This is a genomic window from Pseudomonas fluorescens, from assembly GCF_902497745.1.
In the GTDB taxonomy this organism is placed as follows: Bacteria; Pseudomonadota; Gammaproteobacteria; order Pseudomonadales; family Pseudomonadaceae; genus Aquipseudomonas; species Aquipseudomonas fluorescens_BM.
The window spans coordinates 35,966-50,066 of sequence record NZ_CABVHJ010000017.1 but is presented as its reverse complement, the minus strand read 5'-3'; the positions used below and the strand labels follow the sequence as shown (position 1 = coordinate 50,066).

2 protein-coding genes are annotated in these 14,101 nt (G+C 62.3%); both read left to right on the top strand.

What is annotated here, in order from left to right; all coding sequences use genetic code 11:
• The first annotated feature begins 52 nt into the window (after positions 1-52).
• Positions 53-13,051: a non-ribosomal peptide synthetase gene (locus tag F8N44_RS23100; RefSeq protein WP_150651929.1), complete on the top strand. Its 12,999-nt coding sequence runs from the start codon at positions 53-55 to the stop codon at positions 13,049-13,051.
• Positions 13,052-13,245: 194 nt separating this feature from the next.
• Positions 13,246-14,070, top strand: coding sequence for an alpha/beta fold hydrolase (locus F8N44_RS23095; protein WP_150651928.1), 825 nt, complete (start codon positions 13,246-13,248; stop codon positions 14,068-14,070).
• The last annotated feature ends 31 nt before the right edge of the window (positions 14,071-14,101 follow it).

The following is a 14,101-nucleotide window of genomic DNA, read 5'->3' as shown; positions in this document are numbered from 1 at the left end:
GTGACGCAGCAACCCGATTCCACTAGCAAGCCGAATTCAGGCAGGAAACCTCATGACCGACGCGTTCGAACTCCCCAGCACCCTGGTCCAAGCCCTCCAGCGCCGCGCGGCCCTGACGCCGGATCAACTGGCCTTGCGTTTTCTTGCCGAAAACCCAGAGCAGGCTGTGGTGCTCAGTTATCGCGAACTGGATGAGCGCGCGCGCACCATTGCCGCTGCATTGCAGGCTGACGCTGAATTCGGTGATCGCGCGGTGCTGCTGTTCCCAAGCGGTCCGGATTACGTCGCGGCGTTTTTTGGCTGCCTGTACGCAGGGGTGATCGCGGTGCCGGCCTATCCGCCGGAATCCGCGCGTCGTCACCATCAGGAGCGTTTGCTGTCGATCATTGCCGACGCCGAACCGCGTCTGCTGCTGACCAGCGCTGACCTGCGTGACGCCTTGCAGCAAATCGAAGGCGCGCCGCCGCTGCTGTGTGTTGACAGCCTCGACAGCGCACTGGCGCAAAACTGGGTTGAGCCGAATCTGCCACCAGACCACATCGCCTTCTTGCAATACACCTCCGGCTCCACCGCGTTGCCCAAAGGCGTGCAAGTCAGCCACGGCAATCTGGTCGCCAACGAATTGCTGATCCGCCACGGTTTCGGCATTGACGTGAACCCCGACGACGTCATCGTCAGCTGGCTGCCGCTGTATCACGACATGGGTTTGATCGGCGGTCTGCTGCAACCGATTTTCAGCGGTGTGCCATGCATCCTGATGTCGCCGGCCTACTTCCTCGGCCGGCCATTGCGCTGGCTTGAAGCGATCAGCCAATACGGCGGCACCATCAGCGGCGGGCCGGACTTCGCTTATCGCTTGTGCAGCGAGCGGATCAGCGAATCGGCGCTTGAACGCCTTGATCTCAGCGGCTGGCGTGTGGCCTATTCCGGCTCAGAGCCGATCCGTCTAGACACCCTCGAACGCTTCGCCGAGAAGTTCACCGCGTGCGGTTTCAGCGCCGACAGTTTCATGGCTTCGTACGGTCTCGCCGAGGCGACGCTGTTCGTCGCTGGCACCCCGCGCGGCACCGGTATTCCTGCGTTGCGCGTGGACGATCAGGCGCTGGCGCAAAACCGCGCAGAGTCGGGTGAGGGTAGTCCGATCATGAGCTGCGGCATCAGCCAGCCGGAACACGCCGTGCTGATCGTCGAGCCGAGCAGTCTCGAAGAGCTCGCCGATAACGCGGTGGGCGAAGTCTGGGCCGCCGGTCCGAGCATCGCCCTCGGTTACTGGCGCAACCCCGAAGCCAGCGCCAAGACGTTCGTCCAGCACGCCGGCCGCACCTGGCTGCGTACCGGTGACCTGGGCTTTATGCGCGACGGCGAACTGTTCATCACTGGCCGTTTGAAAGACATGCTCATCGTGCGCGGCCACAACCTCTATCCGCAGGACATCGAGAAGACCGTCGAGAACGAAGTGGAGGTGGTGCGCAAGGGCCGCGTCGCTGCATTCGCCGTCAGTCAGAATGGCGAAGAGGGCATCGGCATCGCCGCAGAAATCAGCCGCAGCGTGCAGAAAATCCTGCCGCCGGAGGCGTTGATCAAAGCCATCCGCCAAGCGGTGGCCGAGGCTTATCAAGAGGCCCCGAGCGTGGTGGTGTTGCTCAACCCGGGCGCGCTGCCGAAAACCTCCAGCGGAAAGTTGCAGCGTTCGGCGTGCCGCAATCGTCTGGCCGATGGCAGCCTCGACAGCTACGCGGTGTTCCCGCCGACATCGTCCGAAAGCCTGGAAGCAACCACCAGTGTTTCGGAACTCGAAGCCCTGATCGGCAAGATCTGGGCCGAGCAACTCAACGTCAAACAGGTCAACGCCGACGATCACTTCTTCCTGCTCGGCGGCAACTCGATCGCCGCCGCCCAAGTCATCGCCCGAGTCCGCGAAGAACTCGCGCTTGAGCTGAACCTGCGCCTGCTGTTCGAAGCGCCGACGCTGGCCGCGTTCGCCGCTGCCGTGGCGCAACAACAGCAGGACGGCGGTAGCGCCCAAGGCGCAATCACCGCGTTGTCGCGCTCTGAACCAATGCCGCAATCGCTGGCACAAAACCGTTTGTGGATCACCTGGCAACTCGACCCGCACAGCAGCGCCTACAACATCCCCGGTGCCCTGCGTCTGCGCGGCGAACTGGACGAAGACGCCTTGCGCGCCAGCTTCCAGCAACTGATCGAGCGCCACGAATCCCTGCGCACGCGCTTCTTCGAGCGCGACGGCGTGGCCCTGCAACAAGTCGATGCCGCCGCTGAGTTCAATTTGCAACTGATCGATATCAGCGAACTGCCGGCCCATGAGCGTGAAGTCCGCGCGCAACAAATCCGCGAAGAAGAAGCACGCACCCAGTTCGATCTGGAAAAAGGCCCGCTGCTGTGGGTGACGTTGGTGCGCCTCGATGACGAAGATCATCAACTTCTGGTGACGATGCACCACATCATCGCCGACGGCTGGTCGCTGAACGTGGTGATCGACGAGTTCTCGCGCCTGTACGCCGCCGCTTCTCAAGGCGCGACGGCTAACCTCGCGCCACTGCCAACCCAGTACGCCGATTACGGCAGCTGGCAGCGCCAGTGGCTGGCGCAAGGTGAGGGCGAGCGACAACTGGCCTACTGGAAAGCGCAGTTGGGTGACGAGCATCCGACGCTGGAACTGGCCACCGATCATCCGCGTTCGGCGCAAAAAAATCACAGCGCAGCACGCCACACTGTGCGTCTGGGCGCCAGCCTCAGCGATGCGATCCGCAACACCGCGCAAGTGCACCAGTCGACACCGTTCATGCTGCTGCTCTCGGCATTGCAGAGCTTGCTGCAGCGCTACAGCGGTCAGCGCGACATCCGCATTGGCGTGCCGAATGCCAACCGTCCGCGCCTGGAAACCCAAGGCCTGATCGGCTTCTTCATCAACACTCAAGTGCTGCGCGCCGAGATTGATTCGCGCCTGCCGTTTGTTGAACTGTTGGCCCAGACCCGCGAGGCCGTCCTCGGAGCCCAAGCGAATCAGGATCTGCCCTTCGAACAACTGCTCGAAGCCTTCCCGCAGGCCCGCGAACAAGGCCTGTTCCAGGTCATGTTCAACCACCAGCAACGCGACCTCAGCGCGCTGAAACGCCTGCCGGGCCTGCTCGCCGAAGAACTGCCGTGGCACAGCCGCGAAGCCAAGTTCGACCTGCAACTGCACAGCGAAGAAGACCGTAACGGTCGCCTGACCTTGTCGTTCGACTACGCCAGTGAATTGTTCGATGCCACGACCATTGCTCGTCTGACCGAACACTTCAGCAACCTGTTGCGCGAAGTTTGCGAACGCCCGGAGCAAGCCATCGGCGATCTGCAATTGCTGTCCACCAGCGAGTACGATCAGCAAAAAGTCTGGGGCGTTGCACCCTGCACCCCGGCGCAACAATGGCTGCCGGAACTGCTCAACGAACAGGCGCGTCTGACCCCTGAGCGCACGGCGCTGGTATGGGACGGCGGCAGCCTCGATTTCGCCGAATTGAACAGCCAGTCCAATCGTCTCGCGCACTATCTGCGCGACAAAGGCGTCGGCCCGGATGTCTGCGTGGCCATCGCCGCCGAGCGTTCGCCGCAACTGTTGATCGGTCTGCTGGCGATCATCAAAGCCGGCGGCGCCTATGTACCGCTGGACCCGGATTACCCGGCCGATCGTCTGGCCTACATGCTCAGCGACAGCGGCGTCGAATTGCTGCTGACCCAGACCGAATTGCTCGACCGTTTGCCGGCCAGCGACGGCGTCAGCGTGATCGCCATGGACGCTTTGCACCTGGAGAACTGGCCGAGCCAGGCGCCGGGTTTGCACCTGCACGGCGACAACCTCGCCTATGTGATTTACACCTCGGGTTCCACTGGCCAGCCGAAAGGCGTCGGCAACACTCACGCCGCGCTGGCCGAACGTCTGCAATGGATGCAGAACGCTTACGCCCTCAATGAAACCGACGTGCTGATGCAAAAGGCGCCGATCAGTTTCGACGTGTCGGTGTGGGAATGCTTCTGGCCACTGATCACGGGCGCGCGTCTGCTGATTGCCGGCCCCGGCGAACACCGCGATCCGCATCGCATCGCGCAACTTGTTCAGGCGTACGGCGTGACCACGTTGCACTTTGTGCCGCCGCTGCTCTCGCTGTTTATCGACGAACCGCTGAGCGCCGAATGCACCAGCCTGCGCCGAGTGTTTTCCGGCGGTGAAGCACTGCCGGCCGAATTGCGCAATCGCGTGCTGGCGCAGTTGCCAGCGGTGCAATTGCACAACCGTTACGGTCCGACCGAAACCGCGATCAACGTCACCCACTGGCATTGCACCACGACCGACGGCGAACGCTCGCCGATCGGTCGTCCGTTGGGCAACGTGATTTGCCGCGTGCTCGACGCTGACCTCAATCCAGTGCCGGCCGGTGTGCCGGGTGAGCTGTGCATCAGCGGCATCGGTCTGGCCCGGGGTTACCTCGGCCGTCCTTCGCTGACAGCCGAGCGTTTTGTCGTTGATCCATTGGGCGAGCAGGGCGCACGTTTGTACCGCACCGGCGACCGTGCGCGCTGGACCTGCGATGGCGTGATCGAATACCTCGGCCGTCTCGATCAGCAAGTCAAACTGCGTGGCTTCCGCGTCGAACCGGAAGAGATCGAAGCGCGCTTGCTCGCACAGGACGGCGTCGCCCAAGCCGTGGTGCTGGTGCGTGATACCGCTGCCGGCGCGCAACTGGTCGGCTACTTCACCGCCACCGATGCCAGTGAAGATCACGACGAGCAAATCACACGCCTGAAAACCGCGCTGGCCACCGAGCTGCCGGAATACATGGTCCCGGCGCAACTGATGCGCGTGGATGAAATGCCGCTAAGCCCCAGTGGCAAACTCGACCGCCGCGCCTTGCCCGAGCCGCAGTGGCAAATACGCGAACACGTCGAACCGGTCACTGAGCTTGAACAGCAGATCGCCGCGATCTGGCGCGAAGTGCTCGGCCTGACCCAAGTCGGCCTGCGCGACGACTTCTTCGCCCTCGGCGGTCACTCGCTGCTGGCCACGCAAATCATCTCGCGCACCCGTCAGGCTTGCGATGTCGAACTGCCGTTGCGCGCCTTGTTCGAACACAGCGAACTCGGTGATTTCGCCGAACAGATCCGCCTGATCCAGGTCAGCGGCCGGACCAACAAACAGCCGCCGATCGACAAGGTTGATCGCAGCCAACCGGTACCGTTGTCGTACTCGCAACAGCGCATGTGGTTCCTCTGGCAGATGGAACCGGACAGCCCCGCGTACAACGTCGGCGGCATGGCGCGTCTGCGCGGCGTGTTGCATGTCGAGCGTTTCGAGGCGGCGTTGCAAGCGTTGATCCTGCGTCACGAAACCCTGCGCACCACGTTCCCGAGCGTCGATGGCATCGCCCGTCAGCAGGTGCATGCCGAAACCGGCGTACGTATGGGCTGGAAGGATTTCTCAAAATTTTCCGCCGATGTGCGCGAGCAAAAAGTTCAGCAATTCGCCGACGAAGAAGCGCATCTGCCGTTCGATCTGGAAACCGGCCCGCTGCTGCGCGCCTGTCTGGTGAAGACCGCCGAGCACGAGCATTACTTCGTCCTGACCCTGCACCACATCGTCACCGAAGGCTGGGCGATGGACATCTTCGCCCGTGAACTCAGCGCGCTGTATGAAGCGTTCGTTGACGACCGTGATTCGCCGCTTGAGCCGCTGCCGGTGCAGTACCTCGACTACAGCGTCTGGCAGCGCAACTGGCTGGAGTCCGGCGAGCGTCAGCGTCAGCTCGACTACTGGACCGCGCAACTCGGTCGTGAACATCCGCTACTGGAATTGCCGGGCGACCGTCCGCGTCCGCCGGTGCAAAGTCATCAGGGCGAACTGTTCCGTTTCGACCTCAGCGATGACCTCGCGGCGCGGGTTCGTGCCTTCAACGCGCAACACGGTCTGACCCTGTTCATGACCATGACCGCCGCACTCGCCACCCTGCTGTACCGCTACAGCGGCCAGACCGATCTGCGCATCGGCGCGCCAGTGGCCAACCGCATCCGCCCGGAAAGCGAAGGGCTGATCGGTGCCTTCCTCAACACCCAAGTATTGCGTTGCCAGCTCAACGGCATGATGTCGGTCGGCGAACTGTTCGAGCAGGTGCGCCACACCGTGATCGAAGGCCAGTCGCATCAGGATCTGCCGTTCGATCATCTGGTCGAAGCGTTGCAGCTGCCGCGCAGTGCTGCGTACAACCCGCTGTTCCAGGTGATGTGCAACGTGCAGCGCTGGGAATTCCAGCAGAGCCGCATGCTCGCCGGCATGACCGTCGAGTACCTGGCCAACGATGCGCGGGCGACCAAGTTCGACCTCAACCTGGAAGTCACCGACCTCGACCATCGCCTCGGTTGCTGCCTGACCTACAGCACCGATCTGTTCGATGAACCGACCATCGCGCGCATGGCCAAACATTGGCGCAATCTGCTTGAAGCGCTGATCGCCGATCCGCAACAGCGCCTCAGCGAATTGCCGCTGCTCGATCAACCCGAGCAACAGCACCTGCTCGACAGCCTTGGCATTGAGCCGGGCGAGCATCGTCTCGACCAGTGCATTCATCACCTGTTCGCCGAACAGGCGCTGGCGCGCAAAGACGCGCCGGCCCTGACCTTCGCCGGGCAGACCCTGAGCTACGCCGAACTCGATGCCCGCGCCAATCGTCTGGCCTGGGCTCTGCGAGAGCGTGGCGTCGGCCCGCAAGTGCGGGTTGGTCTGGCACTGGAGCGTTCGCTGGAAATGGTCATCGGCCTGCTGGCGATTCTCAAGGCTGGCGGTGCTTACGTGCCGCTGGACCCGGAATACCCGCTCGACCGTCTGCATTACATGATCGAAGACAGTCGCATTGGCCTGCTGCTCAGTGATCGCGCTATGTTCAACGCCCTTGGCGATCTGCCGTCGAGCGTGGCGCGCTGGTGCCTGGAAGAGGACAGCGCAGCACTTGCTGATTATCCGGCCAGCGAGCTGCCATTTATCAGCCTGTCGCAGCATCAGGCGTACCTGATTTACACCTCGGGTTCGACCGGCAAGCCGAAAGGCGTGGTGGTCTCCCACGGCGAAATCGCCATGCACTGCCAAGCCGTGATCGAGCGGTTTGGCATGCGCCCCGACGACTGCGAGCTGCACTTCTATTCGATCAACTTTGACGCGGCGACCGAGCGTCTGTTGGTGCCGCTGCTCAGTGGCGCGCAGGTTGTATTGCGTGCACAAGGTCAGTGGGACGCGGAAGAAATCTGCGGTTTGATCCGTACGCATAAAATCAACGTGCTCGGTTTCACCCCGAGCTACGGCAGCCAGTTGGCGCAGTTCCTGTCCACGCAAAACGAAATCCTCCCGGTGCGGATGATCATCACCGGTGGCGAAGCCTTGACCGGTGAACACCTGCAACGAATTCGCGCAGCGTTCAAACCGGTGACGTTCTTCAACGCCTATGGCCCGACCGAAACCGTGGTCATGCCGCTGGCCAGTCTGGCGCCGGAGGTGCTGGAAGAGGGCGCCGGCAGTGTGCCGATTGGCAGCGTGATCGGTGCGCGTGTCGCGTACATTCTCGACGCCGATCTGGCGCTGGTGCCGCAAGGTGCGACGGGTGAACTGTTCGTCGGCGGCGCCGGTCTGGCGCAGGCCTATCACGATCGTCCGGGCATTACCGCCGAGCGATTTGTCGCTGACCCGTTCGCTACCAATGGCGGACGCATGTATCGCACTGGCGACCTGGTGCGCCAGCGCGCCGATGGTTTGGTGGAATACCTGGGCCGGATCGACCATCAGGTGAAGATCCGTGGTTTCCGTATCGAACTGGGCGAAATCGAAACGCGCCTGCTCGATCACGACTCGATCCGCGAAGCCGTCGTGCTCGCACTGGATGCGCCGAGCGGCAAGCAACTGGTCGGTTACCTCGTCACCGATGTCGCTGAGCAAAACGAAGCCAGGCAGGCCGAGCTGCGCGAAGCGCTGAAAACACACCTCAAGGCACAGCTGCCGGATTACATGGTACCGACGCACCTTATTCTGCTGGCGAGCATGCCGCTGACCGCCAACGGCAAACTCGACCGCCGCGCCTTGCCGGCGCCGGATCCCGAGTTGAATCGTCAGGACTACGTGGCGCCGAGCAACGAGCTGGAGCAGGCCCTGGCGCAGATCTGGTGCGAAGTGCTCAACGTCGAACAGGTCGGTCTCAACGACAACTTCTTCGAACTCGGCGGCGATTCGATTCTGTCGATTCAAGTGGTCAGCCGTGCCCGTCAGCAGGGCATTCATTTCAGCCCGCGCGATCTGTTCCAGCATCAGACTGTGCAAACCCTCGCCGCTGTGGCCAGCCGCACCGAGCAGGTCACGGCCGAGCAAGGTCTGGTGGCCGGTGAGTCGCGTCTGACGCCGATTCAGCATTGGTTCTTCGACACCGATATTCCTCAGCGTCAGCACTGGAACCAGGCGTTGTTGCTGGAACCGACCGTGTCGTTGGAACCGCACCGTCTGGAGCAGGCGCTGCTGGCGGTAATCGTGCAGCATGATGCCTTGCGTCTGCGCTTCACCGAGGCCGACGGTCAATGGCAAGCGACGCACCAACCGGTCTCCGATGCGGCGGTGTTGTGGCAAGTGCGCGTCACCTCGATGGACAAGTGCGAAGCGCTGTTCGCTGATGCGCAACGCAGCCTCGACCTTGAACAAGGCCCGTTGGTACGCGCCGTGCTGGTCGACGGCCCTGAAGGCCAGCAGCGCCTGTTTATCGCGATTCATCACCTGGTGGTCGACGGAGTTTCGTGGCGCGTATTGCTCGACGATGTGCAAACGGTCTATCGCCAACTCGACGCCGACCAAGCGGTGAAACTGCCGGCGAAAACCAGCGCCTTCAAGGATTGGGCGGCGCGCTTGCAGGCCTACGCCGGCAGCGAATCCCTGCGCGAAGAACTCAACTGGTGGCAGACCCAACTGGCCGGTCAGAACGCTGATCTGCCTTGCGAAAATCCGCAGGGCGGCCAGCACAATCGTCACGCACAAACCGTCAGCGTACGGCTCGACGCAGAGCACACCAAACAGCTGTTGCAACAGGCACCGGCCGCTTACCGCACGCAAGTTAACGACTTGCTGCTGACCGCACTGGCGCGCGTACTCTGCCGCTGGAGCGGTCAGCCGTCGGCGCTGATTCAACTGGAAGGCCACGGTCGCGAAACCCTGTTCGACGAGATCGACTTGACCCGCACCGTCGGCTGGTTCACCAGCGCCTATCCGTTACGCTTGACCCCGCACAACATCGAAGAAGCCGCCGGGCAGGGCGCATCAATCAAAGCGATCAAGGAGCAACTGCGCGCCGTGCCGCACAAAGGTCTGGGTTATGGCGTGCTGCGTTATCTCGCCGATGACCTCAGCCAGCGCAGCATGGCCGCGTTGCCGCAGGCGCCGGTCACCTTCAACTACCTCGGCCAGTTCGACCAGAGCTTCGGCAGCGATGCGCTGTTCCGTCCGCTGGATGAAGCGGTCGGTGCCGCCCACGATCCGCAGGCGCCATTGCCGAACGAACTGAGCATCGACAGTCAGGTTTACGGTGGTGAATTGCTCCTGCGCTGGACCTTCAGCGCCGAGCGTTACGACGCGCAAACCATCAACGATCTGGCCGACGCTTACCTCGGCGAGCTACAAAGCCTGATCGGCCATTGCCTGCAAGATGAGGCCGGTGGCCTGACGCCGTCGGACTTCCCGCTGGCCAGACTGACCCAGGCGCAACTCGATGCCTTGCCGGTGCCGGCCGCGCACATCGAAGACGTCTATCCGCTGACGCCAATGCAGGAAGGCATGCTCCTGCACACCTTGCTCGAACCGGGCACCGGTCTGTACTACATGCAAGATCGCTACCGCATCAACAGCGAACTCGACCCCGAGCGTTTCGCCCAGGCGTGGCAAGCGGTGATCGCCCGTCACGAAGCGTTGCGCGCGTCGTTCTGCTGGAACGTCGGCGAAGACATGCTGCAAGTGATTCACACGCCGGGTCGCACACCGATCGAGTATCTGGACTGGAGCGCCATCGCCGAAGCCGAGCAGGAACCGAAGCTGCAAGCGCTGCTGAAAAACGAGCGCGAGGCCGGTTTCGATCTGCTCAATCAGGCGCCGTTCCACCTGCGTCTGATCAAGGTCGGCGCAGCGCGTTACTGGTTCATGATGAGCAACCACCACATCCTCATCGATGCCTGGTGCCGCTCGCTGCTGATGAACGACTTTTTCGAGATCTACACCGCTCTCGGTGAAGGTCGCGAAGCGCAATTGAGCGTGCCGCCGCGTTATCGCGATTACATCGGCTGGCTGCAACGTCAGAGCCTGGCCGAAGCGCGGCAGTGGTGGCAACAGAACCTGCAAGGGTTCGAGCGCACCACGCCGATCCCGAGCGACCGGCCGTTCCTGCGTGAACACGCCGGTGAAAGCGGCGGCATGATCGTCGGCGACCGCTACACCCGCCTCAATGTCGAGGACGGAGCGCGTCTGCGTGAACTGGCGCAGGCCCATCAACTGACCATCAACACTTTTGCTCAAGCCGCGTGGGCTTTGGTACTGCGGCGCATGAGCGGTGATCGTGACGTGCTCTTCGGCGTCACCGTGGCCGGGCGTCCGGTGGAAATGCCGGAGATGCAGCGTACCGTCGGCCTGTTCATCAACAGCATCGCGCTGCGAGTGAAGATGCCTGAGGACGATCAGCGCAGCAGCGTGCGTCAGTGGCTCAGCGCTTTGCTCGACAGCAATATGCAGCTTCGGGAGTACGAATACCTGCCGCTGGTGAACATCCAGGAACAAAGCGAATTGCCGAAGGGCCAGCCGCTGTTTGACAGCCTGTTCGTCTTCGAAAACGCCCCGGTGGAAGTCTCGGTGCTGGACCGCGCGCAGAGCCTGAACGCGACGTCGGACTCGGGCCGAACCCACACCAACTTCCCGCTGACGGCGGTGTGCTACCCGGGCGATGACCTCGGTCTGCATCTGTCTTACGACCAGCGTTATTTCGACGAATCGACCATCGAGCGCATGCTCGGCGAGTTCAAACGTCTGCTGCTGGCGCTGGTCGATGGTTTCCATGGCGACATGGCTGATCTACCGCTGCTGGGTGGCGAGGAACAGGACTTCCTGCTCCATGGTTGCAACCAGAGTGCCCACGATTATCCGCTGGAGCAGAGCTACGTTGCGCTGTTCGAAGCGCAGGTTGCCGCGCATCCGCAGCGCATTGCAGCCACGTGTCTTGATCAGCAACAGAGCTACGCCGAGCTGAACCACAACGCCAACCGTCTCGGCCATGCACTGGTCGCCGCGGGTGTGCAGATGGATCAACCGGTGGCGTTGCTCGGCGAACGCAATCTCGATCTGCTCGGCATGATCATCGGCAGCTTCAAGGCTGGCGCGGGTTATCTGCCGCTGGATCCGGGCCTGCCGAGCCAGCGTCTGCAACGCATCATCGAGCTGAGCCGCACGCCGGTGCTGGTTTGCTCTAAAGCCTGCTTTGAACAGGCGCAGACGTTGCTGGATGAATTCAGCTGCGCCAATCGCCCACGCTTGCTGGTGTGGGAGGAGATTCAGGCGGCAGCGACTTCGGCGCAGGACCTGGGCATTTACAGCGGCCCGGACAACCTCGCCTACGTGATCTACACCTCGGGTTCGACCGGCCTGCCGAAAGGCGTGATGGTCGAGCAGCGCGGCATGCTCAACAACCAGTTGAGCAAGGTGCCGTACTTGAACTTGAGCGACGCCGACGTGATCGCGCAGACCGCTTCGCAAAGCTTCGATATTTCGGTCTGGCAGTTCCTCGCCGCACCGCTGTTCGGTGCGCGGGTGGACATCGTGCCGAATACGATTGCCCACGATCCGCAAGGTTTGTTGGTGCATGTGCAGGCGCAGGGCATCACCGTGCTGGAGAGCGTGCCGTCGCTGATTCAGGGCATGCTCGCTTCGGAGCGCCTGAGCCTCGATGGCTTGCGCTGGATGCTGCCGACCGGTGAGGCGATGCCGCCGGAACTGGCGCACCAATGGCTGCTGCGTTACCCGGACATCGGTCTGGTCAACGCTTATGGCCCGGCGGAATGTTCCGATGACGTGGCGTTCTTCCGTGTCGACATGGCCTCGACGCGCGGCAGTTACTTGCCGATCGGTACGCCGACCGACAACAACTTGCTGTATCTGGTCGATGGCGCGCTGGAACTGGTGCCGTTGGGTGCGGTGGGCGAGTTGTGCGTGGCGGGCACGGGCGTCGGTCGCGGTTATGTCAGCGATCCGCTACGCACCGCGCCAGTGTTTGTGCCGAACCCGTTCGGTGCGCCAGGCGAACGTCTGTATCGCACCGGTGACCTGGCGCGACGTCGCAGCGACGGAGTGTTGGAGTACGTTGGTCGGGTTGACCATCAGGTGAAGATTCGTGGTTACCGCATCGAACTGGGTGAGATCGAAGCGCGTCTGCATGAACAACCGGAAGTACGCGATGGCGCGGTCGGTGTGCAGGAAGGCGTCAACGGCAAGCACTTGGTCGGCTATCTGGTGGCGGCCGATTCGGCACTCAATCCGAGCGAACGCCTGGAGCGGATCAAACAGCGCCTGCGCGCCGAATTGCCGGAATACATGGTGCCGCTGCACTGGTTGTGGCTCGATCAGCTGCCGCGCAATGCCAACGGCAAACTCGACCGCAAGGCCTTACCGGCGCTGGAGATCGGTCAATTGCAGAGCCAGGATTATCTGGCGCCGCGCAATGAGCTTGAACAAACATTGGCTGACATTTGGGCCGAGGTGTTGAAGGTCGAGCAGGTCGGTGTGCGCGACAACTTCTTCGAGCTGGGCGGGCATTCGTTGCTGGCCACACAGATCGCTTCGCGGGTGCAGAAAACCCTGCAGCGCGACGTGCCGTTGCGGGCGATGTTTGAGTGCAGCACGGTGGAGGAACTGGCCGAGTACATTGATGGGCTGGCGGCGAGTGATATCACCGAGGAGAAGGTTGATCGGTTGAATGATCTGATGGCGGAGCTGGAGGGCCTTTAGTTCTCTAGTGCCTGTACCGGCCCTTTCGCGAGCAGGCTCGCTCCCACAAGGGATTTTGTGAACGCCAATAATCCAGTGTGGGAGCGAGCCTGCTCGCGAATGGCGGCGGAACAATCGCGTACATTTGCAGGGTTGACGATAAAGAACCGCCAGCTCAGTCTGCCGGTTCTCTTTTTTTGTCGCGGGGGTGGTCGATGCCTTTTTTCACGGTTGACGGACAAGCGCTGCATTACATTGATCAAGGCACAGGCCCGGCGGTGTTGCTGGCCGGCAGCTACTTGTGGGACCAGGCCATGTGGGCGCCGCAGATTGCCGCTTTGTCGCCGCACTATCGGGTGATTGCGCTGGATCTGTGGGGCCATGGCGAATCGGGCCGGTTGCCTGAAGGCACGACGTCCCTGAATGATATCTCCCGTCAGGCGCAGGCCTTGCTCGATCATCTGGACATCGATCAGGTCACGCTGGTCGGGCTGTCGGTCGGCGGCATGTGGGGTGTGCGTCTGGCGCTGTCGGCACCGCAGCGGGTCAATGGTCTGGTGCTGATGGACACCTACGTCGGTGTCGAGCCTGAGCCGACCCGCCAGTACTACTTCTCACTGTTTAAACAGATCGAAGAAAGCGGCGAAATCTCCGAGCAGTTGCTCGATATCGTCGTGCCGATTTTCTTCCGCCCGGGCATCGATCCGCAGTCGGCGCTGTATCAGGATTTTCGCGCGAAACTGGCGGCGTACTCGTCGGATCGACTGCGCGAAAGCATCGTACCGATGGGGCGTATCACCTTTGGTCGTGATGATTTGTTGCCACGCCTGGGTGAGCTGAATGCGGCGACCACGCTGGTGCTGTGCGGCGATCAGGACAAGCCGCGACCACCGTCGGAAGCGCAGGAAATGGCCGAGTTGATCGGTTGCCCGTGGGTGTTGGTGCCGGATGCGGGGCATATCTCCAATCTGGAGAATCCGCAGTTTGTCACCGAGACGTTGCTTACCTTCCTCGGCGAGCGCAACCGACACACCGAATAATCGTTCTTCGTCGGAACGCCGCCCGGAGACA

Bases quoted from the DNA above. Each gene is read 5' to 3' on its own strand.
- F8N44_RS23100 (WP_150651929.1), top strand. From the start codon at position 53: ATGACCGACGCGTTCGAACTCCCCAGCACCCTGGTCCAAGCCCTCCAG.
- F8N44_RS23095 (WP_150651928.1), top strand. From the start codon at position 13,246: ATGCCTTTTTTCACGGTTGACGGACAAGCGCTGCATTACATTGATCAA.